Raw genomic sequence first — 24,085 nt, forward strand, 5'->3', positions numbered from 1 at the left:
GATCTCGACGCGCGGTCGCGACGGGTGCGCTTCGCTTCCCGTCGCGCGCTTGCTCGATCTTGTCGTCGGCGCAGCTCCCTCGCTTCGCTCGGGATCTGCTAGCCGACGACAACCTCGATCCGCTGGAACTCCTTGAGGTCGGTGTAACCCGTGGTGGCCATGGCGCGCTTGAGGGCGCCGACGAGGTTCATGGTGCCGTCGGCGACGTGGGAGGGACCGTAGAGGACCTCCTCGAAGGTGCCGACGGGCGAGAAGGCGACGCGCTCGCCGCGGGGCAGGTCGGCGTGGTGGGCCTCGTTGCCCCAGTGGAATCCCTTGCCGGGGGCATCGGTCGCCCGCGCGAACGGGCTACCCACCATCACCGCGTCGGCACCGCAGGCGATCGCCTTGGCGATGTCGCCGGAGCGGCCGACGGCGCCATCGGCGATGACGTGGACGTAGCGGCCGCCGGACTCGTCGAGGTAGTCGCGCCGCGCGGCAGCGACGTCGGCCACCGCGGAGGCCATCGGCACGGCCACGCCGAGCACGGTCCGGGTGGTGTGCGCCGCCCCGCCGCCGAAGCCGACCAGGACGCCGGCCGCGCCGGTGCGCATCAGGTGCAACGCCGCCTGGTAGGTCGCGCAACCGCCCACGATCACCGGCACGTCGAGCTCGTAGATGAACTCCTTGAGGTTGAGCGGCTCGGCCTGGGACGAGACGTGCTCGGCCGAGACGGTGGTGCCGCGGATGACGAAGAGGTCGACGCCGGCGTCGACGACGGCCTTGGCGAACTCCTTCGTGTGCTGCGGGGACAGCGCTCCGGCCACGGTGACGCCTGAGGCGCGCACCTCACGCAGCCGCTCGGTGATCAGCTCGGCCCGGATCGGGGCCTCGTAGATCTCCTGCAGACGCCGGGTCGCGTCGACGCCGCTCAGCTCGGCCAGCTCGTCGAGCAGCGGCTGCGGGTCGTCGTACCGGGTCCACACGCCCTCGAGGTTGAGCACCCCGAGGCCGCCGAGCTTGCCCATCGCGATCGCGGTCGAGGGCGACATCACCGAGTCCATCGGCGCGGCGATCACCGGGATGTCGAAGCGGTAGGCGTCGATCTGCCAGTCGGTGCTCACCTCGGTGGTGTCACGGGTGCGCCGCGACGGCACGATCGCCACGTCGTCGAAGGCGTACGCCCGTCGTGCTCGCTTGGCCCGGCCGATCTCGATCTCAGTCACAGGACGGATTGTTCCATGCGACCGGATCGAGATCGGAAAGCCCACACGCACCAGCAGGAGCTAGCTGCGCACCGCGGTCAGCAGCAGGTACTCCCAGCTCATCGCCCCGGCGGTGAGGTAGCGGTCCCCCAGGTCGGCGAGCGCGGCGTCGAGGTCGGCGGTCCGGGCCTCGTCGCCGGCGAGCCCCTTGTAGGCGACGATCGTCGGGCCGTAGCAGGCCTTGAAGAAGTCACGGAACTCCGCGCCGGTGTCGAAGGAGTCGATCGCGACCGTCCGCTTCTCCGCCCGGACATCGGTCACCTGGTCCCCGAGCAGGCCGCGTACGTGGCTCTCGTCGCCCCACCGCGGAGGCGGCTGCGCGCCCTCGGGCGGCGGCGCCATGAACGGCTTCATCGCCGCGAACATCTGGCCGATGAAGCCCTCCGGGGTCCAGCTGACCAGCCCGATCCGGCCGCCCGGCCGCACCACCCGGACCAGCTCGGCGGCGGCCTTCTCGTGGAACGGCGCGAACATGATGCCGACGGTGGACATGGCGACGTCGAACTCGGCATCGGCGAACGGCAGGGCTTCGGCGTCGGCGACCCGCCACGTGAGTGACTCGGCGCCCGCCTCTTCCGCATGCGATCGTCCGATGTCGAGCAGCTCGGGCGTCAGGTCGCTCGCGACCACATCCGCTCCGGCGAGAGCGGCGGGGACGGCGGCGTTCCCGGTGCCGGCGGCGATGTCGAGCACCCGGTCGCCCGGTCCGATCTCGCAGGCCTCGACGATCACCTGGCCGAGCTCGGGGATGAGCTCGTCGGCGACCCGGGCGTAGTTCCCCAGGCCCCACATCACGCGGTGGCGGGCCTTCAGGTCGGGTGAAACTGGTGTTGCGGTCATGTCTTCCTCCAAAGACGTCGACCCGAGATGATCTGGAGGCTCCAGCGTCACCCGGCGACGCCGCCGGCGGATAGTGCCGGATCTGAACCGCTGCCGGTTCTGGATCTGTACTTGCCACCCGTCCCCGTCAGAGGTCTACTGAAAGCTGGGATCTCGGGCTGCGAGGAAGGCGGTCCGGTGGCGGGATACGGCCAGTTCTGTCCGGTGGCGAAGGCCATGGAGGTGCTCGACGAGCGGTGGACGCTGCTCGTCGTACGCGAGCTGCTGCTCGGCAGCACCCACTTCAACGAGCTGCGCCGGGGCGTGCCGAAGATGTCGCCGGCGCTGCTCTCCAAGCGGCTGCGCACCCTGGAGCGCGCGGGCATCATCCAGCGCCGCGGCGAGGGGCAACGTACGTCCTACCACCTCACCGACAGCGGCCAGGAGCTCGCCACCGTCGTCACCGCGCTCAACGAGTGGGGCATCCGCTGGGTCGGCGAGCTCGGCCAGGCCGACCTCGACCCCCACCTGCTCTTCTGGGACATGCGCCGCACGATCCCGATCGACGTGTGGCCGCGGCAGCGCACCGTGGTCGAGTTCGGCCTCACCGACGTCGACCCGAAAGCCTCCCGCTGGTGGCTCGTGGTCTCCGCCGACCAGGCCGAGGTCTGCGACTTCGACCCCGGTTTCGAGGTCGACGCCCGGCTCACCTGCAGCCTGCGTACGCTCACCGAGATCTGGCGCGGCGACCTCGCCTGGCCGATGGCCCTGCGCGCCGAGATGGTCACCATCGCCGCCACCGAGGACGTACGCCGCGCCCTTCCCTCCTGGGTCGGCCAGTCCACCTCCGCCCACATCCCCCGCCCCCGCACTCAGCTCCAGTCGTAGGAGAGGACGAAGCCGTACGCCTCTCCGCCGCCCTCCTCGGAGAGGACCATGTCGGCCTCGCCGACGAGTCCCTCGAGACCCCCGGTGCCGAGGCCGGGGACGACGGTGAGGTGGGAGCGGACGGTGGCGTCGGCGTACGTCCCGCTGATCCGCCACACGCACGAGCCCTCTTGGCCGGCGATGGAGCCGGTGAACTGCTCGTACGCCTCGAAGACCGCGCCACCGGCCGGGTTGCCGTAGGCCCCGATCATCCGCGCGACTCCCGTGCCCTGGAGCTCGCCGGCGTAGGTGTAGTCGGTCTCTGCCGTGGTCAGGCCGCGGTGCGGGATGTAGACGTCGTCGCCCATCTTGGTGCCTTCGCCGTCGATGTCGACGTAGGCCGCCTCGTGCCAGCGGGCGACGGTCATCGTGGTGCTTGCCTTGTTGCTGTAGGTCGTCATGGGTCCCAGCCTGCTCGGGGAACAGGGGCGCGGGATTGAAGGAACGCGCCATATCGTTGGCGGTATGGAGAGCAGGGGCTACCCGGATGCGATCGTGCGGCCGGTGACGGCCGCCAGGGCGATCACCACCGAGCGGTTCGAGCCGTCGCCCGAGATCGCGGGACACGTGGACTACCACTGGTACGTCGGCTGGGACCTCGAGCAGCCGCACGACCAGCAGGTCATCCCTCAGCCCCGGATCCATGTCGCCGCCGAGGATGGCCGGCTGCTGGTGCACGGGATCGGCCGGCGCCCGTTCGTCCGGCACCTCACCGGCCGCGGGCACACGCTCGGCGTCTCGTTCCTGCCCGGCCTCTTCCGCCCCGTGCTCGGCAGCCGGGTCAGCGCGATCGCCGACCAGGTCGTCCCGGCCCAGGACCTGCTCGGTGTCGACGACCGCCCGGCCGCGGAACGGATCCTCGCCGTCGCCGACCCCGCGGAGATGGCCACCGCGATGGAGTCCTACCTCCTGGCGGTCGGTCTCCCCGCGGACCCGGTCGCCGAGGACGTACGCCGTTGGGTGGCTCTCGCCGAGGAGGACCGCTCGATCACCCGGGCCGAGCAGCTCGCCGACCACGCCGGCGTGAGCCTGCGGTCGCTGCAGCGCCTGTTCAGCGAGTACGTCGGGATCGGCCCGAAATGGGTCGTGCAGCGGTTCCGCGTGCTCGAGGTCGCCGCCCGCGCGCACCACGGCGACACCGACTGGGCCGCGGTCGCCGCGGAGCTGGACTTCAGCGACCAGGCCCACCTGGTGCGTACGTTCCGAGACGTCGTCGGCGCTCCGCCGGCTACGTACGCGAAGGACCTGTGAGAGGCAGCGTGAAGCGCGCCTTGGCGGCCTCGTAGGCGCCGGTGCGGCGGTAGAAGCGGATCGCTCGGTCGTTCCACTCCGGCGTCTGCCACTGCAGCTCACCTGCGCCGACCGCACGCGCTTCGGCCTCCACGGCCCGCATCAACAGATGGCCGGCACCTCGACCCCTGACGGACTCCCGCAGGAACAGACAGTCGAGGTGGGCGTACTCCGCCGCCTGCCAGGTCGAGGCCTCCAGGCTCCAGCTCGCGTAGCCGACCAGCGCGTCGCCCTGGACTGCGACGAGGACGTGGAGCTGTGGCCGAGGGACGAACAGCCACGCCGCCAGAGCGGTCTGCAGGTCCGGCCGAGGATCGGCCGCTCGTTCGTAGCGGGCGTGATCCCGGATCAGCTCGACGAGCTCCGGCAGGTCGGCCGCATCGACGGCCCTGATCGAGACGTCGTCAGCAGGCACAGGAGATGGCGTCCAGCGGCGCGGTCAGCGGGTCCTTGGCGCGAACGACGGGGCCGCGTTCGTCCTCGACGGGATAGCCCTCGCGCGCCCAGTACTCGAAGCCGCCGATCATCTCCTTGACCTGGTAGCCCAGCTGCGCGAACTCCAGGGCGGCCCGGGTCGCACCGTTGCAGCCCGGCCCCCAGCAGTACGTCACGACGGGCATGTCCAGCGGGATCTCATCGGCGGCCCGGCCGGCGATCTCGGCCGTCGGCATGTGGAGCGCTCCCACGATGCGGCCCTGAGTCCAGGCGGCCTCTCCCCGTGAGTCGACCAGCACGAAGCGGGCGCGTTCGGTCTGGTCGGCGTAGACATCTGAGGCGTCGGTCTCGAAGGCGAGCTTGCTCGCGAAGTGCGAGACGGCCTCGGCGGAGGCGGCGGTGGAGGCGACAGCAGAAGCGGCAGCAGAAGCAGCGGCGGTGGAGAAGATCATGACCGAACCGTACTGACGCCGGTTACTCGTATGAAGGCCCGTTCCCCGGCATCCCGGACGAACTGCCTTCGATTTCGTGGCATTCTTGCCCGATGCCCGCGAATCTCCCTTTCGAGCCCGACAAGGTCGATACGGCCATCCTGAAATCGCTGCAGGCCAACGGGCGACAGAGCATCGCCGAGCTGGCACGGCACATCAACATGAGCCACAGTGCGGCCGCCGAACGGGTCCGTCGCCTCGAGGAGTCCGGCGTCATCTCCGGCTACGGCGCGCAGGTCGACCCCGAACGACTCGGGTTCACGATCCTGGCCTACCTGCGCCTGCGCTACCCGAGCAGCGTCTACGACCCACTCCACAAGCTGCTCGCCGACCTGCCCGAGGTCATCGAGGCGCACCACGTCACCGGCGACGACTGCTTCATCATGAAGGTCGTCGCGACCGACATGAAGCACCTCGAGCAGATCAGCGGCAGGGTCGGCTCGCTCGGCAGCGTCACCACCAGCCTCGTCTACTCGTCCCCGTTGCCGCCGCGGCCGCTGCTTCCTCCGACCTGATCGCCGATCGACCCCGTGGCCAGCGTGGCCAGCGTGGCCAGCGCAGCCGCCGAGGGCGAGCCGGGCTCGGCCCGGTAGAGCACGATGCGCTGGCTGGTCTCGGGCAGCACCATCGCCTCGTAGGCCAGGTCCATCCGTCCCGCCACCGGATGCCGCAGCCGCTTGATCCCGTAGCCGCAGTCGATCACCGGGTGCTCGGCCCACAGCTCGGCGAACAGGTCGCTGCGCTGGACGAGCTCGCCGACCAGGCAGCTGAGGATGTGGTCGTCGGGGTGCAGTCCCGAGGAGTAGCGCAGGAAGCCGACCATCTGCAGGGCGGTGCCCTCGGGGTCGACGAAGAGCTCGGGCCCGCCCGGCTCCAGGAAGAAGCGGCGGACCAGGTTGGGGCGCCGGGGACGGCCGGCGTACGGGGCGTCGAAGTCCAGGTCGTGGCCGAAGAGGCGATGACCGAGGTCGTTCCAGGCGAGCACGTAGTTGGCGTGGTCGACGATGAGCGCCGGACCGGGATAGTCCATCAGCATCGCCACCGCGGTCGGGCGCGCCTCATCGCTGCGACCGCTCGCCGAGACGGTCTCGATCGGTCGCGCCAGGCGACGCAGGTGGTCGTGCTCCTCGGCGCTCAGCCGCAGCGCCCGGGCGAGCGAGTCGATCACGGCGTCGGAGGCGTTGTGGTGGTCGGCCTGCTCGAGCCGGGTGTAGTAGGCCGGCGAGACACCGGCGAGCATCGCCAGCTCCTCACGTCTGAGCCCGGGTACGCGGCGAGCACCGTAGGACACCAACCCGGCGTCCTGGGGACTGATCGCCGCCCGGCGGCTGCGCAGGAACTCTCCGAGGTCGGTCGTCATGGTTCCTATAGTGCGGCCGGACGGCGATTTCTTCCTGACCCTGTCAGTGGCAGGCACGCGGGTGGGTGGCAGGACAGGTGTCTGGCTGGCTCGCGGCCGCCGCGCGAGCGTTGGGGCCATGACCACGACTACCCAGGCCGAGCCCGTACGCGAGGCCGCCATGACCCGCGGACAGCTGCTGGTGCTCCTGCTGCTGCTCGCCTCTCAATTCACCCTGACCGTCGACTTCTCGATCCTCAACGTGGCGCTGCCGACCGTCGGCGAGGACCTCGGCTTCGCCGAGGCCCATGTGCAGTGGATCGCGACCGCGTTCGCCCTGTGCGCCGCCGGGTTCACGCTGCTCTTCGGCCGGATCGGCGACTACGTCGGCCGGCGGCGGGTGTTCCTGGTCGGCATGGTCGCGCTGGGCGCGGCCTCGCTGCTCGGCGGGGTCGCCACCTCACCCGAGATGCTGCTCACGGCCAGGGTCGCCCAGGGTCTAGCGACCGCAGCGGTCACCCCGGCCGCGCTCTCCTTGCTCACTGTCTCCTTCCCGGAGGGACCGCTGCGGCAGCGTGCACTGGGCCTGAACAGCGTGGTGATGTCGACCGGGTTCACCGCGGGCGCGGTGCTGGGCGGGGTGCTCACCGATCTGCTCTCGTGGCGCTGGGCGTTCCTGGTGAACGTGCCGATCGCGCTGGTGGTCGTAGCGATCGCGCCGTTCGTGCTGCGTGACTCCGCCGACCGGGAGCGGTCGCGGCTCGACCTCCCGGGTGCCGTGCTGGTGACCGGCGGCCTGCTCGCGCTGGTCTACGGCGCGACCCGGCTGGGCGAGGCCGGCATCGCCGACACCTGGGGGCTGGCGTCGATCGTCGTCGCGGTCGTGCTGCTGGTCGCCTTCTGGCGGGCAGAGTCCACCCACCCGCACCCGCTGGTGCCGCTGCAGATCCTCACCCGGCGGACCATCGGGTTCGGCAACATCGCCGGCTTCGCGACCTTCGCCTTCGAGTCCTCGCTGGTCTTCGTGCTGACGATGTACCTCCAGCACGTCCTCGGCCTCAACGCGCTCCAGACCGGACTGATGCTCGGCGCAATGGGCGCGGGGGCGATCATCGGCGGCTCCGTCGGTCCGCGGCTGATCGAGACCTTCGGCGTACGCAACACGGTGGCCGGCGGACTCGCCCTCCAGGCGGTGACCACCGGCGTCCTCGTCCTGATCGGGCCCTCGCTCGGCTGGCTGTGGTTCGTCGGTTTGATGAACTTCGTCGGCGCCATCGGGCACGTCGCCGCCATCGTCGGGTTCATGGTCGCCGCGACCTCCGGGCTGCCCGACCACGAGCAGGGGCTGGCCACCGGGCTCGCGATGATGACCCAGCAGGTCGCGATCGCGCTCGGGATCCCGATCATGTCCACGGTCGCCACCGCCGCGGGCGGGGTCGCCTCGCTCGGGGCTCTGCAGGTGGCGGTCGCGGTCAACGCCGTGCTCGTCCTGGGCGCCGCGCTGCTGGTCGCCGTCGGGCTCCGTCCCGGTATCCGAAATCGGCTCGACTAAGTTAACTGACTTGCTAGACTTTTGCCATGGCTGATCACCCCCGCCTCCGACTGGCAGTCGCTCTCGACGGAGCCGGGTGGCACCCGGCCGCCTGGCAGGAACCGAACGCCCGGCCCCAGGACCTGCTGACACCCGGCTACTGGGCCGGCCTCGTCCAGGAGGCCGAGACCGGCCTCCTGGACTTCGTCACGATCGAGGACTCGCTCTCGATCCAGACCGACGCGCCTTTCGGCGTCGCGGACGACGAGCGCACCGACCGGGTGCGCGGACGGCTCGACGCGGTGCTGATCGCGTCCCGGATCGCGCCGCTGACCAGGCACATCGGGATCGTCCCGACGGCGATCGTGACCCACACCGAGCCGTTCCATCTGAGCAAGGCGATCGCGACGCTGGACTACGTGAGCCGGGGCCGGGCCGGCGTACGTGTGCAGGTGGCACCGCGGCCGCGAGACGCTGCTCTCTTCGGGCGGCGGGAGTTCCCCGAGATCTCGTACGCCGACCTGGGCTCCCCCGCGGGCGAAGAGCTGATCCGGGAGGCGTTCGCCGAGGCGGCCGACTACGTCGAGGTGCTGCGACGGCTGTGGGACTCCTGGGAGGACGACGCGGAGATCCGCGACGTCGCGACCGGACGGTTCATCGACCGCGACAAGATCCACTACATCGACTTCGAGGGACTCCACTTCGACGTCAAGGGCCCCTCGATCACCCCGCGGCCTCCGCAGGGGCAGCCCGTCGTGGCCGCCCTCGCACACCGAGACAGGCCCTTCGAGCTGGTGGGCGCCTCCGCCGACGTCGGGTTCGTGACCCCGCACAACGCCGCCGACATCGCCGAGATCGCCGCCCAGATCCGGACCGCGCAGGACGCCGCCGGACGCTCCGGGGAGACGGTCCACGTCTTCGGGGACATCGTCGTCCTCCTCGACGAGACCGAGCAGAGCGCCCGGGATCGGCTGGCCCGCCTGAACGAGGAGGCCGGGGCCGCGTACGAGTCCGATGCGCTGGTCTTCGCCGGCACCGTCGAGGGTCTCGCCGACCTGCTCGCGACCTGGCACGCCGCCGGTCTCTCCGGGTTCCGGCTGCGGCCCGCGGTGCTCCCCGACGACCTGCTCCAGATCACCCGAGAGCTCGTGCCGGAGCTGCAGCGGCGCGGGCTCTTCCACGATGCGTACGACGCCGAGACGCTCCGCGGAGCGCTCGGCCTGCCGCGTCCCGTCAGCCGCTACGCCACCACCGAGGGGACGCCCGCATGAGCACTCCGAAGAAGCAGGTCCATCTCGCCGCCCACTTCCCCGGCGTCAACAACACGACCGTGTGGAGCGACCCGGCCTCGGGCAGCCACATCGAGTTCGACTCGTTCGTCGAGTTCGCCCAGATCGCCGAGCGCGGGCTGTTCGACTTCATGTTTCTCGCCGAGGGGCTGCGGCTACGCGAGCAGGCCGGGGAGATCTACGACCTCGACGTGGTCGGGCGGCCGGACACGTTCGCGATCCTGGCCGCGCTCGCCGCGGTCACCGACCACCTCGGCCTGACCGGCACGATCAACTCGACCTTCAACGAGCCCTACGAGGTCGCCCGCCAGTTCGCGAGCCTCGACCACCTCTCCGACGGCCGGGCCGCGTGGAACGTGGTCACCTCCTGGGACGCGTTCACCGGGGAGAACTTCCGGCGCGGCGGCTACCTGCCGCAGGGGGAGCGCTACGAGCGGGCCCGGACGTTCCTCGACGCCGCGATCCGGCTGTGGGACACCTGGAAGGGCGAGGAGATCCTCGCCGACAAGGCGTCGGGCGAGTTCCTGTCGACCCCGGCGCCGGGCGCGTTCGAGCACCACGACTCGCAGTTCGACATCAGTGGCAGGTTCAACGTCCCGCGGAGCCCGCAGGGCCGCCCGGTGATCTTCCAGGCCGGCGACTCCGAGGAGGGCCGCGAGTTCGCCGCGGCCAAGGCCGACGCGATCTTCTCCCGGCACAGCCATCTCGAGGACGGCCAACGGTTCTACACCGACGTGAAGGGACGCCTGGAGAAGCACGGGAGGAGGCACGAGGACCTGCTGATCCTGCCCGCCGCCACCTTCGTGCTCGCAGACACCGACGCCGAGGCCGTCGAGCTGGCCCGGGAGATCCGGCTGCAGCAGGTCTCCCCCGCGACCGCGATCAAGCTGCTCGAGCAGCTGTGGAACCGCGACCTCTCCGACCACGACCCGGACGGCCCGCTCCCCACCGTCGACCCTTCGGAGAACGACGACCTGATCGCCAAGGGCCGCGCCAGCGCCCGCTCGCACGGTGACCGGCTGGACCAGGCCGAGCGGTGGCGGGCGACCTCGCGGGAGAAGGGGCTGAGTACCCGCGAGACGATCGTCGAGGTCACCGGCCGGCAGAGCTTCATCGGCTCGGCGGAGACGATCGCCTCCACCATCGACGACCACGTCCAGGCCGACGCTGCCGACGGCTACATCCTGGTCTCCCACATCACCCCCGGCGGCCTGGCCCCCTTCGTCGACCACGTGGTGCCGCTGCTCCAGGAGCGCGGCGTCTTCCGCACGGCCTACGAAGGGGCCACGCTCCGCGAGAACCTCGGTCTCCGAGAGCCGACCAGATGAGATTCCTGGCGATCACGCTCATCGTCCACCGGCCCGATCCGATGACGGGGCAGCAGAAGGCGACGTACGACAGGTTCCAGGAGGTCATCACGAACGCCGTCCTCGCCGAGGAGCTGGGGTTCGACGGGTTCGGGGTCGGCGAGCGGCACGAGCGGCCGTTCATCTCCTCCTCGCCGACGGTGGTGCTGTCCCACCTCGCCGCCCTGACGAGCCGGATCAGGCTCTTCACCGCGGTCACGACGCTCGCGCTCCTGGACCCGGTGCGGGCCTACGAGGACTACGCGACTCTCGACCATCTCTCGGACGGACGCCTCGAGCTGATCATCGGCAAGGGCAACGGCTCGGCCCAGCGTGATCTGTTCCAGGTGACGCCGGAGGACCAGTGGGACCGGAACGCGGAGTCCTACGAGATCTTCCGGCAGCTGTGGCGGAAGGACCGGGTCACGGCGACCCCGAGGTTCCGCCCCGAGCTGGTCGAGGCCGAGGTCTGGCCGCGGCCGCTGCAGCAGCCGGTACGGGTCTGGCACGGGAGCGCCACCTCGAAGGAGTCCGTCGACCTCGCCGCCCGCTACGGCGACCCGCTCTTCTCGGCCAACGTGACCAACCCGATCGACCCCTACGGCGAGCTGGTCGACCACTACCGCGAGCGCTGGACGGCCTACGGCCACGACCCGGCCGACATCGCGATCGGCGCCGGGACGGCAGGGCTGCTCGTGGCGAGGACCAGCCAGGAGGCGTACGCCGCCTATCGGCCGGTCTTCGAGGGCCAGCTCGCCTTCCAGGCGAGCCTCGGGCTCGAGCCGGTCTTCGCGACCCTGGAGGACTTCGTCGAGCGCTCCTCGGCGCTGGTCGGGTCGCCGCAGCAGGTGCTCGAGAAGATCCACCGCTACCACGACCGCTTCGGACACCAGGTCGTCCACGTCCAGGCGGACGCGAGCGGTCTGACCGAGCAGCAGCACCGCGACAGCCTGGAGCTCTTCGCGACCGAGGTCGCCGCCCCGCTGCGTACCGCCCTCCCCGACCCGCCCTGGGGCTGGGGCTCCCCCACGAACGGAGCACACCCGTGAGCCACACGCCATTGTCCGTCCTCGACCTCGTCCCCGTGGCCTCCGGCGCCTCGGGCGCGGACGCCCTACGCAACGCGATCGACCTCGCGCGGGCCGCCGAGTCCTTCGGCTACCACCGCTACTGGGTCGCCGAGCACCACCTCAACCCCGGGGTCGCCGGCACCTCGCCCGCGGTCGTCCTGGCGCTGCTCGGCAGCGCCACCTCGCGGATCCGGCTCGGGTCCGGGGCGGTGCTGATGGGGCATCGGACGGCACTGTCGACGATCGAGGAGTTCGGGCTGCTCGACGCCGCCTTCCCCGGTCGGATCGACCTCGGCCTGGGCCGCTCCGGCGGCCGACCCGGAGCCTCGAGCCCGGTGGCCATCCCGGTGGAGCTGGTCGACGGACGCACTCCGGAGGGGCTGCTCGTTCCGCCCAAGTTCGATCCCAGCGGGCTGCTCGGCTCGCCACGGTTCCGGCTCCAGAAGGAGCTCCTGCAACTCCCCGGAGCGACCGCGGCCGACTACGGCGAGCAGATCGACACGATCCTGGCCTTCGTCGATGGCACCTACCGTGACGCCGCCGGCACCCCGGCGCGAGTCGTACCCGGCGAGGGTGCCGAGCTCGAGCTGTGGGTGCTCGGCAGCAGCGGTGGCGAGAGCGCCGAGGCGGCCGGGAAACGGGGCCTCCGGTTCGCCACGAACTACCACGTCAACCCCTCCGGCGTCCTCGAGGCGGCCCACTCCTACCGCACCGCCTTCGCGCCGTCCGACACCCTCGATGCACCCCACGTCGCGGTCTCCGCCGACGTGGTGGTCGCCGAGACCGAGGAGGAGGCGCGCGAGCTCGCCACCGGCTACGGCCTCTGGGTCCGTTCCATCCGCACGGCCGAGGGCGCCATCCCGTTCCCGACCCCCGACGAGGCCCGCGAGTGGGAGTGGACCGCGGAGGACCGAGCGCTCGTCCAGGACCGTCTCGACACCCAGTTCGTCGGCACCGCGGCCCAGGTCGCCGACCGACTGGAGATCCTCCAGCGGGCCGTCGACGCGGACGAGCTGGTCATCACGACGATCACCCACGACCACGCCGACCGCGTCCGCTCCTACGAGCTGATCGCGGAGGAGTGGGCCCGCCGCGGTCGCTAGGGCCAGATGCTGACCGAGTTACCTCGGTCAGCATTCGGCCGATCCGCCCTACGGCAGCTTCTCCCCCGCCTCGACCGCGACCGGCAGCCGGTTGCCGGCCGGCGGGAGCGGGCAGGTGGCGTGGTCGGTGTAGGCGCACGGCAGGTTGGTCGCGCGGTTGAAGTCGACCACCACGTTGCCGTCCAGGTCAGGGGCGTCGACGGAGAGCGAGCGGTTGGCGGCGTACGTCGTCCGTCCCGAGGTCTGATCGACGAACAGCACGTGCAGCGCACCGGGAGCGGAGCCGGGGAAGGCGATCAGGCTGTGCACCGCGCCGCCCACCTCGAACTCGAGCTCGCCGACGGCCTCGTAGACGTGCTCGAGGCCGTCGACGACCGAGCCGACGGTGGTCGGCACGGGGGTGTCGTACGCGACGAAGCGGCCGGGAACGGCCCACGACGGGTCCGGCGAGTAGGCCGGCGTGCCTCGGTAGTCGACCAGGACCGGGTTGTCGGGGTGGCGCGGCCGGATGATGTCGCTGCCGCCGCGCCTGGCGATCTCGACCACCGCGTCACCGAACGACGCCGTGATCCCGCCGCGCTCGTCGAGCACGCCGAACGAGTGTCGGCCGGTGATCTCGACGCCATCGACGACCAGCGACTCACCCGGGGCCAGCGAGACGACGATGCCCGCGGGCCCGCTCGACCAGGCGCCCGGCACGTCGTCGTACGTCTCCGGCTCCTCGGCGAGCCATCGGATCGAGGTGATCGCGAGGAATCCGTGCGCCGAGGCGCGTCTTCTCTCGTGCTCTTCGTGCCACGTCGCCCAGTCCTGGGCGAAGGTGTCGGTGACGGTCATGGGGTCCTCCCGGAAGGTTCAGAATGCCGGCTTCGGATTGAACTCCGACTTGTCCAGCTCGATGTCGGAAACGTCCCACTTCGTGAAGATCTTGTTATAGGTGCCGTCGGCGATGAGCTCGTTGATGGCGTCGACGAGCACCGGCGCCAGCGGCGACTTCTTGGCGACGACGAAGCCGACGTCGGTGAGGCTGAGCTCGCCGAGGTACTTCAGCCCGGGCTGGTGGGAGACCAGATACTTCAGCGACAGGGTCGGCCCGAAGTAGAGGTCGGTTTTGCCGTTCTGCAGACCGAGCAGGATGGCGGCGCTGTCCTTGAAGTAGTCGACCTCGTAGGGCTCCTTGCCGGCCTTGGTGCACTCCGCCGCACCGTCCTCGAGGATCTGCTGGAAGCTGGAGCCGGGCGAGGTCGCCACCGTGTGGCCGCAGATGTCGGTCAGTGTCTTCACCTGGTCGAGGTCGCCGTCCTCGCGGGAGACGAACGACTGCCCGTCGAGCAGGTAGGTGGCGTAGTCGACGACCTCGAGCCGCTCGGAGGTGACCGCGAAGTTGGCCTGGCCGACGTCGTACTTCCCGCTCTGGGTGCCGGGGACGATGGTCTCGAAGCTGCCGAACTCGGTCTTCCACGTCACGCCCAGCTTGGCCGCGATCGCGTTGCGCAGATCGATGTCGAGGCCGATCTGCTCGCCGGACTGGTCGGACCCGCCGTGCGGGAGGTTCTGCTCCCCGGTCGCCTCGGTGGTGCCGAGGACGAGCGTCTTGGACTTCTGTACGTCGGCGGGCAGCCGCTTCGTCAGCGCCGGATCCGCCTGGATGCCGGAGACGACGTCCTGGGTCGGGATCGCGACCGGCTCCACAGAGGCCGACCCGTCCGATCCGATGCCACGCTCGGCGGCGCTGAGCGTGTCGGAGGAGTTGCCGCATCCGGCGAGGGCGAGGGCCGCGATGGCGACCAGGGCGAGCTTGAGCTTCACAGAACGGGTCCTTTGTCTGGGGGTCACAACACAGCGGAGAGGAACGCCCGAGCGCGCTCATGGGTGGGAGAGACGAGTACGTCGCCGGGCGCCCCGGCCTCGACCAGCCGGCCCTCGTCGAGGAAGACGACCTGGTCGGCGACCTCCCGGGCGAAGCCGATCTCGTGGGTGACCACGATCATCGTCATCCCGGTCTGCGCGAGGTCCTTCATCACGCCGAGCACCTCGCCGACCATCTCGGGGTCGAGCGCGGACGTCGGCTCGTCGAAGAGCATCAGGTCGGGTTCGACCGCAAGGGCGCGGGCGATCGCCACCCGCTGCTGCTGACCGCCGGACAGCTGCCGCGGATAGGCCCGCTCCTTGTCGGCCAGACCGACCCGGTCGAGCAGCTCGCGCCCGCGGGTCTCGGCCGCCCGGCGGCGTACGCCTGCGGCCAGCTGCCCCTCCAGGACGTTCTCCAGCGCGGTCTTGTGCGGGAACAGGTTGAACTGCTGGAAGACCATCCCGATCCGGCTGCGCTGGCGGGTGGTCGCCCGGTCGGAGAGCTCCCTGAGCTGGTTGCCGTCACGGCGGTAGCCGATGATCTCGCCGTTCACCTCGACGAAGCCGGCGTCGGGCTTCTCCAGATGATTGACCGTACGCAGCAGCGTCGACTTCCCCGAGCCGGACGGCCCCAGGACGACCGCGACCGAGCCCCGCGCGACGTCGAGGTCGATGCTGTCGAGGACCGTGTTGTCCCCGAACCGCTTGGTCAGGCCACGCACCCGCACGAGAGGCTCGCTCATCAGAGCACCTCCACGTCACGACGCGACGGCGAGCGAGGCACCAGCGGCAGCTGCCGCCGCCACAGCCGCCAGAACCCGGTGCGGGCACCCTTGCCACGGGCGTAGTAGCGCTCGACGAAGAACTGGATCGTCGACAGGATCGTGACCAGGATCAGGTACCAGATCGTGGCGACCAGCAGCAGCGGGATGACCAGGTAGTTCTGGGCGTAGATCAGCTGCACCGAGTAGAGCAGGTCCTGCACCGCGATCACCGAGACGATCGAGGTGCCCTTGAGCAGCCCGATCAGCAGGTTGCCGGAGGCCGGGATGATCGCGGGCATCGCCTGCGGCAGCACGATCCGCCAGAAGATCCGGGCCTTGGAGAGACCGAGCGCCTTGGCCGCCTCGGTCTGGCCGGCCTCGACCGAGACCAGGCCGCCACGGATGATCTCGGCGGCGAACGCGGCGATGTCGAAAGTGAGCCCGACGAAGGCTGCCAGCAGCCCGCTGAACAGATGAGCCGTCTCGATCGTGACGAACGGCTTCAGGAACGGGATGCCCAGGCTGATCTGCGGATACAGCGACGCCATCTGGAACCAGAAGAGCAGCTGCAGCAACGGCGGCACGCTCCGGAAGAACCAGATGTAGACCGCGCTCACCGAGCTCAGCACCGGGTTCGCGGAGAGCCGCATGACCGCGAGCACGATGCCGAGCAGGTAGGAGCTCACCAGCACCGCGGCGGTCAGCCACAGCGTCAGCACCAGTCCGTCGAGGATCGAGGGGCGCAGGAAGAACGCGCCGACCACGTCCCAGTGGTAGCGCGGGTTCGTCACCAGGCTCTTCACGATCCCGGCGACCACCAGCAGCGCAAGCACGGCCGAGACCCACTGTCCCGGTTTGCGGCGCGCGACGAGGCGGGCACCGAGGAGCTCCTCGTCGCCGTCTCGGGCAAGCAGGGGGCGGCGACGTACGGCCTCATCAACACTCACGCGCGACCACCACCATATGTCGAGTAACTTGCTCAACATTCTATCCGTGATGCGCGGATTCGGACGAGGCATCCGGAAAATGGGACGAGCCCCGAACCCAGGGGGTTCGGGGCTCGACTCGGGCGAGGCTCAGGCGAGCTCAGACGTGATAGTTCGGCGCCTCGGCCGTCACCTGGACGTCGTGAGGGTGCGACTCCTTGAGCGAGGCCGAGGTGATCCGCATGAAGCGGCCCTGGGTCTGCAGCTCGGAGATGGTGCGCGCGCCGACGTAGAACATGGTCTGGTGCAGGCCGCCGGTGAGCTGGTGGGCGACGGTGGCCAGCGAGCCCTTGTAGGCGACCTGACCCTCGACACCCTCGGGGACAATCATGTCGTCGTCGGTGACCTCGGCCTGGAAGTAGCGGTCCTTGGAGAAGGACTTCTTGCCGCGCGAGGACATCGCGCCCATCGAGCCCATGCCGCGGTAGGCCTTGAACTGCTTGCCGTTGATCAGGACCGTGTCACCGGGGGTCTCCTCGGTGCCGGCGAGCATCGAGCCGAGCATCACGGTGTCGGCACCGGCGACGATGGCCTTGCCGATCTCGCCGGAGTAGCGCAGACCGCCGTCGGCGATCACCGGGACGCCGGCCGGCTTGCAGGCCAGGCTCGCCTCGTAGACGGCCGAGATCTGCGGCACGCCGACGCCGGTGACGACGCGGGTGGTGCAGATCGAGCCCGGGCCGACGCCGACCTTGACCGCGTCGGCGCCTGCGTCGACGAAGCTCTGCGCGCCTTCCTTGGTGGCGACGTTGCCGCCGATGACCTGGACGTGCTTGGTGGCCGGGTCGGTCTTGAGGCGACGGACCATGTCGATCAGCATGCGTACGTTGCCGTGGGCCGTGTCCGCGACGAGCACGTCGACACCGGCCTCGATGAGCGTGGTGGCCCGCTCCCACGCGTCACCGAAGTAGCCGATCGCGGCGCCCACGAGCAGCCGGCCCTGAGCGTCCTTGGAGGCGTCGGGGAACTGCTCGGACTTCACGAAGTCCTTGACGGTGATCAGGCCGGTGATGCGGCCGTCGGTGTCCACCAGCGGGAGCCGCTCGAGCTTGTGCTGGCGCAGCAGCTTGGTGGCCTCTTCGCGGGAGATCTCGGCGGGGCCGGTGATCAGGTCCTTGGAGGTCATCACCTCGTTGACCTTCGTGGTCGCCCACTCCGCGACCGGGGTGAACCGGAGGTCGCGGTTGGTGATGATGCCGATCAGCTTCTGGTCGACGTCGACCACGGGGAACCCGGAGATCCGGTATTCACCGGCGAGCTTGTCGAGCTGCTCCAGCGTCGCGTCGGGGCCGATCGTGACCGGGTTGGAGATGATGCCGGTCTGGGTGCGCTTGACCAGGTCGACCTGGTAGGCCTGATCCTCGATCGAGAGGTTGCGGTGGAGGACGCCGATGCCGCCCTGGCGGGCCATCGCGATCGCCATCCGGGACTCGGTCACGGTGTCCATCGCCGCGGAGATGAGCGGGACCCGCAGGTTGATCTCGCGGGTCAGCCGGGAGGTCGTATCGATGTCGGACGGCGCCAGATCCGAATACCCGGGCATCAGGAGTACGTCGTCGTAGGTGAGGCCGAGCGTCGCAAACTTCTCCGGGATCTCCATGAAGAGATTCTACGGTCCGGCTCGCGTGTCCCCGAAAACGCCAGGAGTCATCTGCCCAAAGGCTTGAGGTCGCGCACCGGCACCTTGACGGTCAGCAGGTCGCCGGCCATCCGGATCCGTCCGCGCATCCCGGCGGCGAGAACCATGGGCAGAACAGCCTGGTTGTCGGACTGGGTGGTGAGCAGGATCTCGTCGGCGCCGAGCATGTGCGCGAGCTTGGCAGTGTCGACCAGCAGCCTCGTCCCGATCCCGCGGCGCTGCCAGGCCGGGTCGACGCGCAGGTTGACGACGCGTACGTTCTCGTCCTCCGCGGTCGCCCCCTGGACCTCGCCGATGCCGACGGCGACGCCGTCGATCAGGGCGGTGACGGTCTCCCCGGTGACGACGAGCTCGGGGGTGCTTCCGGTGCCCAGCCGGCGTACGGGCGGAGTGGTGCCGATGGCCGCCGACTCGCGGCTGCGGTCGAGGACGTCGTTGACCAGGTCGGCCATCGCGGACCCGCGGGCGTGCTCGGTCGCGGTGAAGGGGGCGGTGCGGTGCAGCTGGACGTCGACGTCGGCGACCCGCAGCTCCATGGTGTCGTGGACGACCCCCGGCGGGGCCTCGGCCTCGGCGTCGAAGAGCTGGGCGACCACCTCCGGGAACGACATCGGCCGCTCCAGGACGTGCCGGGCCGCCTGCACGTAGCGCGTCGGCTGGTCGGCCAGAGCCGCCTCGGTAGCGGTCTGGATGACGATCCCGCCACCGCCCGCGGAGGAGATCAGGTCGCAGATCTCCTTCTCGCCCCAGCCCTCGGGCGTACGCAGCACGAACTCGTCGGTGACCTGCGCCAGCCCTGGGAAGATCTGCATCCCCAGGATGTTGACCCCGGCCTCACCGCAGCGCTGTGCCAGCGCCGCAAGTGTGCCCGGTCGGTCCGGCAGTGTCGTACGTACTCTCCACAACATCGTCCCCACCATGCGCCCTAGTCTGCCTGTTTCGCTGTTTCTGGTCCGTTACCCACGGTTAAACCTTGGGCCCGGCTCAGTCTGCGGGCGGCCGCGGCGGGGTCCGTTCGCCCGCCTCGACGAGCACGTCGATGTGGTTGGTCGCGGGCGGGAGCGGGCAGGTGGCGTGGGTCGTGTAGGCGCAGGGCATGTTCGCGGCGCGGTTGAAGTCGAGGACGACGGTGCCGTCGACCGGCGGCTCGACGGCGAGCTGACGGCAGGCGGCGTAGGTCGTCACGCCGCTGGTCTCGTCGGTGAACAGCAGCCACAGCTCGCCGTCGCCACCGTCGAAAGCGATCAGCCGCTGCGGGCGACCACCCACCTCGAACGCAACCTCCCCCACGGCGTCGATGACGCTCGAACGGCCCTCGACCACGGAGCCGACCGAGATCGGGCGGTTCGTCTCGTAGGCGGTGAATGTGGCCCTGACCTGCCACGACGGGTCCGGAGCGTACGTCGGCGTGCCGGCGTAGTCGCGCAGGAACGGGCCGTCGGGCTGCCGCGGCCGGAGCACCGGGGTGCCGAACCGGTCGGCGACCTCGACGGTCCCGGCGTCGAAGGTCGCGGTCACACCGTACGGATCCACGTGACCGAAGACGTGACGGCCGGCGAGCTTCGCGCCGCCGAGCTCGAGCCACTCCCCCTCGCCGAGTTCGACGACGGCACCCTCCGGACCGGTCGACCAGACACCCGGAATTCCGGGGAACCGCTGCGGGCGTGGGCCCAGCCAGTGCAGGGCGGTGATCGCCAGGAAACCTTCGGGGCTTCTCAGCTCGGCTTCCCGCTCATCGCGCCACCGTTGCCAAGCCCGCTCGAAAGTCACGCGCTGCACTCTACAAAGAGTTGCGTTGCCAGGTCTTGCAATGATCGCTGAGTTTTACCTCGGGTTTACCGTCGGCGCGCCTGACCCTTCACCCGCGCGAGCCCGGCCAGACGGATCGCGACGCGGGTCGCGGTGACCAGGACGAGGTACCAGATCGCAGCCACCACCAGCAGCGGGATGATCAGGTGGTTGCGCTCCTCGAGCGCTTGGACGACACCGAGCAGGTCCGTGATCGAGAGCACCGAGACCAGGCTCGTCACCTGGAGCGTCGTCACCAGGAGGTCGCCCAGCACGGTCAGTCGGTCACCGCCCGGGAGAGCCCTCGCCGCGTACGCTCCCATCGCCAGCGCCAGCCCCGCGATCGCCGCGAGGACCGGCGTGACCAGCCGGACCGCGTCGATGTGCACCCCCGGGATCCCGAAGGTGATGTCGGGAAAGACCAGCGCGATGTTGCTCCACAACAGCAGCTGGACGAGCACCGGGATGCTGCCGAAGACCCAGACGTACGCGGCCGCGATCCCGCTCAGCACCGGGTTGCCCGACCTCTCCATCGAGATCACGACCAGTCCGATCGCCCAGGCCACCGCGAAGACCAGCGCGGTCAACCGGATCGTGAGCCAGACCCCGGCGAGGACGTCCGGGTGGAGCAGATGCCCGAGGACCGCACCCGGGAGCAGGTTCTCGTTCCGCACCAGGCTCACCAGGAACCTGAGGAGAAGGAGGCCGAGGACGGCCGCGATCAGCCATGTGACTGTGTTGGTCTCGACACGGCTCGACCAGCGGGCAACGCTGGTCGAGCCGCCGGCGCCGCTGGGCGGTGGCGTGTCGAGACCAACACAGTCGTCGTCCGCAGCCGTCTTGCTCATCGCCGTGAACCATGGCGTCTCCTGGTGACCGGGAGGTTGCTACCAGCTGGTCATTCCTTGAAATCGCCGAGTCGGCGCATCGGTCCCGTCCCGCTCGCCTCGCTTCGCGAGACCTGGGACAGATGCGCCGACTCAGCTTTCTAGTAGGAGGGCTGAGCCTGGACGTTCAGCTCGTCGAACCTGACCCGCTTCGCCGAGGCGACCCGCGGGTCGCGCAGGTCGAAGACGTCGAAGCCGCGCTGGATCTCGTTGGAGTAGATGTAGCCGTTGTAGTAGTAGGTCGACCAGGGCCCCGCGATCGTCGAGGTGTCCTCGAACGGACCGCGGTCGAACCAGGCGATCTCCTTCGGGTTGGCGGAGTCGGTGAAGTCGTAGACCGACACACCACCCTGATACCAGGCCTGGACCATGATGTCCTTGCCCTTGACCGGGATCAGCGAGCCGTTGTGGGCGACGCAGTTCTCGGTGTTGGACTGGGTGCGCGGGATCTTGTAGTAGGACTTGAAGACGAGCTGGCCGCCCTCGATGTCGTAGATGCCGTTGGCACCCTTCTCCATCCCGGTCTCCGGGTTGCAGGTCGGCGCACCGCCGCCGCCGAGCTCGTCGGTGAAGACGACCTTGGTGCCGGTGTTGTTGAAGGTGGCCGAGTGCCAGAACGCGAAGTTCGCGGTGTCGGTGACCTGCTCGGTCACCACCGGGTTCTCGCGGTCGGAGATGTCCATCAGGATGCCGTCACCCATGCAGGCGCCGGCGGCGATGTCCTTGGACGGGTAGGTGGTGATGTCGTGGCAGCCGGCGGTGTTGGTGTATCCGCCGTCGGGGAACAGCACCGGTTCGTTGACCACCGCGGCCCGCTCCGGCGCCCGGGTCGGGATCTTCACGATGCTGATCCTGTCGTGCGGAGGCTGGCAGTCGGGGTAGGTCGCACGCGGCCCGTAGGAGGAGACGTACGCATAGACCGATCGCCTGTCCTTGCTCGGTGCCAGCGAGTGGGTGTGGGAGCCGCACTTGGTCTCGACCGCCGCGACGTACTCCGGGTCTCTGGGGTTGCTGATGTCGAAGACACGGATGCCTTCCCACGACTCCTTGATCTCGGCCGACTGCGCCACGTTGTCGCAGGTGTTGTTGCTACGGCTGGAGTCGACGGAGAGGACCAGCAGGTCGCCGTAGACGGAGATGTCGTTCTGGGACCCGGGGCAGACGTACTGCTTCACGAGTCGCGGCTTCGTCGGGTTCTTGATGTCGATGACGTTGAACCCGTTGTAGTTGCCCGCGAACGCGTAGCGCCCCTGGAAGGCGAGGTCGCTGTTGAGGGCGTTGGTGGGCGTGAAGGCACCTGACTTGGGGATGTTGGCGATCAGGTGCATGTTGGGTGTGCCGTCGGACTCGCCGGCGGGCACGACCGGATTGTTGGCGCCGAGGTTGGCAAGGTCGTTGCCGGCGACGCAGGCGGAGGCGAAGTTGTCACCGAGCTTGGTGATCGCCTGCTTCTCCTCGGCGGTGCAGCTCGTCTGGGCTTCCGGAGCCTCGGTCTCGGTGCTCTCGGTGCCGTGGGTATGGGACTCGTCTGCGGAGGACGGGGCGGCGACGGCCAGCCCTCCTGCGACAACCATGACCACCGCGATGGGGGCCAGGTAGTGGGTGGGTCGTCTTAGCCTCATGATCGCAAGCCTTCCGAGTCGGCCGCCGTGGGGTGGCACGGGCAGGACCTCTCAACTTTAGTAAAAGTCGTACACGGGAGGCATGGAATATGAATAAATTGTTCATCTCTGCGGGATCTCGGAAGGAGACACACATGCCCGGTAGGCGATTCGGTGTCATCACCTCGGGTGTGGTCTTCGCGGCGATCTCGCTCGGCGGGTGCGGAGGCTCCTCGGACGCGCACGGCGACCATGGCGGTCACTCGCCCAGCCCGGAGGCGGCCACCCAGTCGGCACCCGTGGTCCAGGGCGGAGCGCCGGGTGAGGCCGCGGCGACGATCTCACCATCGGCCGCTGCCACGGACCAGTGGACCCAGACCGATGCCGACTTCGTGACGATGATGATCCCGCACCACGCCCAGGCACTGGAGATGACCCGGCTGGCCCGCGAGCACGGCGTCCACCCCGAGGTCGTGTCCTTGGCCGAGCGCATCGAGTCGGCCCAGGGTCCCGAGATCGTGGCGATGAGCGGCTGGCTCAACACCCGCGGGCTGCGGGTGCCGCGCGCCTCGGACCCCGCGCACACCATGGCCGGCATGCTCACGCCGGATCAGATGAGCGAGCTCGCTACAGCCCGTGGTGAGGAGTTCGACCGGCTCTTCCTGACCGGGATGATCCAGCACCACCAAGGCGCCCTGGAGATGGTCGAGCCGATGGCCGCCAACGGCAGCGACGCGCTGGCGATCGAGATGGCGATGGACGTCGAGGCCACCCAGTCGGTCGAGATCGACATCATGGAGAAGCTGCTCGGGGAGCTGTGAGAACCGATACGGTTCCGCGGTGCCCCTCGCCCCCGCCCGCCGTCGACGCGTCCTGATCGGCTCCGCCGTCGTCCTCTGCCTCGCCCTGATCACGACCGCGCTGGTCTACACCGGCGTCGTGATGCCGACCCGGCTGTTCGCGGCGAAGTACGACGTACGCGGCATCGACGTCTCCCACCACAACGGCACCGTCGACTGGCCACAGGTCGCCGAGCAGGACATCGACTTCGCCTGGATCAAGGCGACCGAGGGCTCCGCGCACGTGGATACGCGCTTCGCCGCCAACTGGGCCGAGTCCCGGCGGGCCGGGCTCGCGACCGGCGCGTACCACTTCATGAGCTTCGAGAGCCCGGGCGCCGACCAGGCGCACAACATGATCGCCACGGTGCCCCGCGTGGCCGGCACGCTCGCCCCGGTCGTCGACCTGGAGCCGTACGGTCGCTTCAAAGGTGATCTGCCGCCCGCCTCCGAGGTCCGCGCCATCCTCGACCCGCTGCTCTCCACGCTCGAGGCGCACTACGGGATCGCGCCGGTCATCTACACCACTCCGTCGGCCTACCGGGCCTACCTCGTCGACGCTTACCCCGACAACCCGATCTGGTTCCGCTCCGTCGCGTGGCCGCCGCGGGTGCCGGACGGGCGGGAGTGGACCGTCTGGCAGTACTCCAACCGGGACCGGCTCGACGGCGTCGGGAGTGAGGACGAGGCGTACGTCGACATGAACGTGCTCTCCGACGACGTCTCTCTCGACTCGCTGATCGTTCGCTGAAATCGCCGAGTCGGGGGCACGGTGCCCCATGGCCCGCATGGGGTAGCCGAGCACCGGGGGCTATGGGGCCCCACGGGGAATGTTGAATTGGCCGG

Annotated in this window: 25 protein-coding genes; 10 read left to right on the plus strand and 15 right to left on the minus strand. The window is 69.7% G+C overall.

Going from position 1 to position 24,085, the window contains the following annotated elements; genetic code table 11:
- Positions 1–98 precede the first annotated feature (98 nt).
- Positions 99–1,205 (minus strand): GuaB3 family IMP dehydrogenase-related protein, encoded by a 1,107-nt coding sequence (locus ACFV9G_RS26255; protein ID WP_378731596.1) that lies wholly within the window; start codon positions 1,203–1,205, stop codon positions 99–101.
- A 60-nt stretch (positions 1,206–1,265) separates the two neighbouring features.
- The gene (locus tag ACFV9G_RS26260) at positions 1,266–2,084 is read right to left on the minus strand and encodes a class I SAM-dependent methyltransferase (RefSeq protein ID WP_378731598.1); all 819 of its coding nucleotides are present in this window, start codon (positions 2,082–2,084) and stop codon (positions 1,266–1,268) included.
- A 177-nt stretch (positions 2,085–2,261) separates the two neighbouring features.
- On the opposite strand from ACFV9G_RS26260, the gene ACFV9G_RS26265 reads away from it, so the two are divergent.
- Positions 2,262–2,951, plus strand: a complete 690-nt coding sequence (locus tag ACFV9G_RS26265) for a winged helix-turn-helix transcriptional regulator (RefSeq protein ID WP_378731600.1) — start codon at positions 2,262–2,264, stop codon at positions 2,949–2,951.
- Here the strand turns inward: ACFV9G_RS26265 and ACFV9G_RS26270 are convergent.
- Positions 2,936–3,391, minus strand: coding sequence for a DUF3224 domain-containing protein (locus tag ACFV9G_RS26270; protein WP_378731602.1), 456 nt, complete (start codon positions 3,389–3,391; stop codon positions 2,936–2,938). The two genes, ACFV9G_RS26265 and ACFV9G_RS26270, sit on opposite strands and share 16 nt — an antisense overlap.
- 64 nt (positions 3,392–3,455) lie before the next feature.
- Between ACFV9G_RS26270 and ACFV9G_RS26275 the strand changes: the two genes are divergently transcribed.
- Positions 3,456–4,241, plus strand: a complete 786-nt coding sequence (locus ACFV9G_RS26275) for a DUF6597 domain-containing transcriptional factor (protein WP_378731605.1) — start codon at positions 3,456–3,458, stop codon at positions 4,239–4,241.
- On the opposite strand, the gene ACFV9G_RS26280 is transcribed toward ACFV9G_RS26275, so the two are convergent.
- Together ACFV9G_RS26280 and ACFV9G_RS26285 are read right to left on the minus strand one after the other, a co-directional pair.
- On the minus strand, positions 4,219–4,695 hold the full coding sequence (locus ACFV9G_RS26280) for a GNAT family N-acetyltransferase (protein ID WP_378731607.1): 477 nt from the start codon (positions 4,693–4,695) through the stop codon (positions 4,219–4,221). The two genes, ACFV9G_RS26275 and ACFV9G_RS26280, sit on opposite strands and share 23 nt — an antisense overlap.
- Positions 4,685–5,167 (minus strand): rhodanese-like domain-containing protein, encoded by a 483-nt coding sequence (locus ACFV9G_RS26285; protein WP_378731609.1) that lies wholly within the window; start codon positions 5,165–5,167, stop codon positions 4,685–4,687. The genes ACFV9G_RS26280 and ACFV9G_RS26285 overlap by 11 nt, the downstream gene beginning before the upstream one ends.
- Before the next feature lie 92 nt (positions 5,168–5,259).
- On the opposite strand from ACFV9G_RS26285, the gene ACFV9G_RS26290 reads away from it, so the two are divergent.
- Complete coding sequence (locus ACFV9G_RS26290) at positions 5,260–5,721, plus strand: Lrp/AsnC family transcriptional regulator (protein ID WP_378731612.1); 462 nt, start codon at positions 5,260–5,262, stop codon at positions 5,719–5,721.
- Here ACFV9G_RS26290 and ACFV9G_RS26295 read toward each other — a convergent pair.
- Entirely contained in the window at positions 5,676–6,566 is an 891-nt protein-coding gene (locus tag ACFV9G_RS26295; protein ID WP_378731614.1) for a helix-turn-helix transcriptional regulator, read from the minus strand. The genes ACFV9G_RS26290 and ACFV9G_RS26295 overlap by 46 nt on opposite strands.
- 118 nt (positions 6,567–6,684) lie before the next feature.
- Between ACFV9G_RS26295 and ACFV9G_RS26300 the strand changes: the two genes are divergently transcribed.
- The 5 genes from ACFV9G_RS26300 to ACFV9G_RS26320 are packed head-to-tail and all read left to right on the plus strand — an operon-like array spanning position 6,685 to position 12,884.
- Positions 6,685–8,097, plus strand: a complete 1,413-nt coding sequence (locus tag ACFV9G_RS26300; protein ID WP_378731616.1) for an MFS transporter — start codon at positions 6,685–6,687, stop codon at positions 8,095–8,097.
- A 26-nt stretch (positions 8,098–8,123) separates the two neighbouring features.
- A complete protein-coding gene (locus ACFV9G_RS26305) occupies positions 8,124–9,347 on the plus strand; it encodes an LLM class flavin-dependent oxidoreductase (RefSeq protein WP_378731618.1) in 1,224 nt (407 codons plus the stop codon).
- The gene (locus ACFV9G_RS26310; protein WP_378731620.1) at positions 9,344–10,693 is read left to right on the plus strand and encodes an NtaA/DmoA family FMN-dependent monooxygenase; all 1,350 of its coding nucleotides are present in this window, start codon (positions 9,344–9,346) and stop codon (positions 10,691–10,693) included. The genes ACFV9G_RS26305 and ACFV9G_RS26310 overlap by 4 nt, the downstream gene beginning before the upstream one ends.
- Positions 10,690–11,760, plus strand: a complete 1,071-nt coding sequence (locus ACFV9G_RS26315) for an LLM class flavin-dependent oxidoreductase (RefSeq protein ID WP_378731622.1) — start codon at positions 10,690–10,692, stop codon at positions 11,758–11,760. The genes ACFV9G_RS26310 and ACFV9G_RS26315 overlap by 4 nt, the downstream gene beginning before the upstream one ends.
- Positions 11,757–12,884 (plus strand): LLM class flavin-dependent oxidoreductase, encoded by a 1,128-nt coding sequence (locus tag ACFV9G_RS26320; RefSeq protein WP_378731623.1) that lies wholly within the window; start codon positions 11,757–11,759, stop codon positions 12,882–12,884. Before ACFV9G_RS26315 ends, ACFV9G_RS26320 begins: the two co-directional genes overlap by 4 nt.
- 48 nt (positions 12,885–12,932) lie before the next feature.
- Here the strand turns inward: ACFV9G_RS26320 and ACFV9G_RS26325 are convergent, their stop codons facing one another.
- The 9 genes from ACFV9G_RS26325 to ACFV9G_RS26365 form a co-directional block, all read right to left on the minus strand.
- The gene (locus ACFV9G_RS26325) at positions 12,933–13,721 is read right to left on the minus strand and encodes a DUF1684 domain-containing protein (protein WP_378731625.1); all 789 of its coding nucleotides are present in this window, start codon (positions 13,719–13,721) and stop codon (positions 12,933–12,935) included.
- An 18-nt stretch (positions 13,722–13,739) separates the two neighbouring features.
- Positions 13,740–14,693 carry a transporter substrate-binding domain-containing protein gene (locus tag ACFV9G_RS26330; protein ID WP_378731627.1) on the minus strand — a complete coding sequence of 318 codons (954 nt, stop codon included), beginning with the start codon at positions 14,691–14,693 and terminating at the stop codon, positions 13,740–13,742.
- 23 nt (positions 14,694–14,716) lie between these two features.
- The gene (locus tag ACFV9G_RS26335) at positions 14,717–15,478 is read right to left on the minus strand and encodes an amino acid ABC transporter ATP-binding protein (protein ID WP_378731629.1); all 762 of its coding nucleotides are present in this window, start codon (positions 15,476–15,478) and stop codon (positions 14,717–14,719) included.
- Complete coding sequence (locus ACFV9G_RS26340) at positions 15,478–16,446, minus strand: amino acid ABC transporter permease (protein WP_378731631.1); 969 nt, start codon at positions 16,444–16,446, stop codon at positions 15,478–15,480. Before ACFV9G_RS26340 ends, ACFV9G_RS26335 begins: the two co-directional genes overlap by 1 nt.
- Before the next feature lie 139 nt (positions 16,447–16,585).
- The gene (guaB, locus tag ACFV9G_RS26345; RefSeq protein ID WP_378731633.1) at positions 16,586–18,085 is read right to left on the minus strand and encodes an IMP dehydrogenase; all 1,500 of its coding nucleotides are present in this window, start codon (positions 18,083–18,085) and stop codon (positions 16,586–16,588) included.
- A gap of 47 nt (positions 18,086–18,132) precedes the next feature.
- Positions 18,133–19,032: a GNAT family N-acetyltransferase gene (locus ACFV9G_RS26350; protein WP_378731635.1), complete on the minus strand. Its 900-nt coding sequence runs from the start codon at positions 19,030–19,032 to the stop codon at positions 18,133–18,135.
- Between the two features lie 76 nt (positions 19,033–19,108).
- Positions 19,109–19,894 (minus strand): DUF1684 domain-containing protein, encoded by a 786-nt coding sequence (locus ACFV9G_RS26355; protein WP_378731637.1) that lies wholly within the window; start codon positions 19,892–19,894, stop codon positions 19,109–19,111.
- A gap of 65 nt (positions 19,895–19,959) precedes the next feature.
- Entirely contained in the window at positions 19,960–20,760 is an 801-nt protein-coding gene (locus tag ACFV9G_RS26360; protein ID WP_378731639.1) for a hypothetical protein, read from the minus strand.
- A 140-nt stretch (positions 20,761–20,900) separates the two neighbouring features.
- On the minus strand, positions 20,901–22,421 hold the full coding sequence (locus ACFV9G_RS26365; RefSeq protein WP_378731641.1) for an LVIVD repeat-containing protein: 1,521 nt from the start codon (positions 22,419–22,421) through the stop codon (positions 20,901–20,903).
- Positions 22,422–22,555: 134 nt separating this feature from the next.
- Here ACFV9G_RS26365 and ACFV9G_RS26370 point away from each other — a divergent pair, with 134 nt between their 5' ends.
- Both ACFV9G_RS26370 and ACFV9G_RS26375 read left to right on the plus strand, forming a co-directional pair.
- Entirely contained in the window at positions 22,556–23,221 is a 666-nt protein-coding gene (locus ACFV9G_RS26370; protein ID WP_378731644.1) for a DUF305 domain-containing protein, read from the plus strand.
- A gap of 19 nt (positions 23,222–23,240) precedes the next feature.
- Positions 23,241–23,990: a GH25 family lysozyme gene (locus tag ACFV9G_RS26375; protein ID WP_378731646.1), complete on the plus strand. Its 750-nt coding sequence runs from the start codon at positions 23,241–23,243 to the stop codon at positions 23,988–23,990.
- Positions 23,991–24,085 lie beyond the last annotated feature (95 nt).

The organism is Nocardioides sp. NPDC059952 (assembly GCF_042730435.1).
Lineage (GTDB): Bacteria > Actinomycetota > Actinomycetes > Propionibacteriales > Nocardioidaceae > Nocardioides.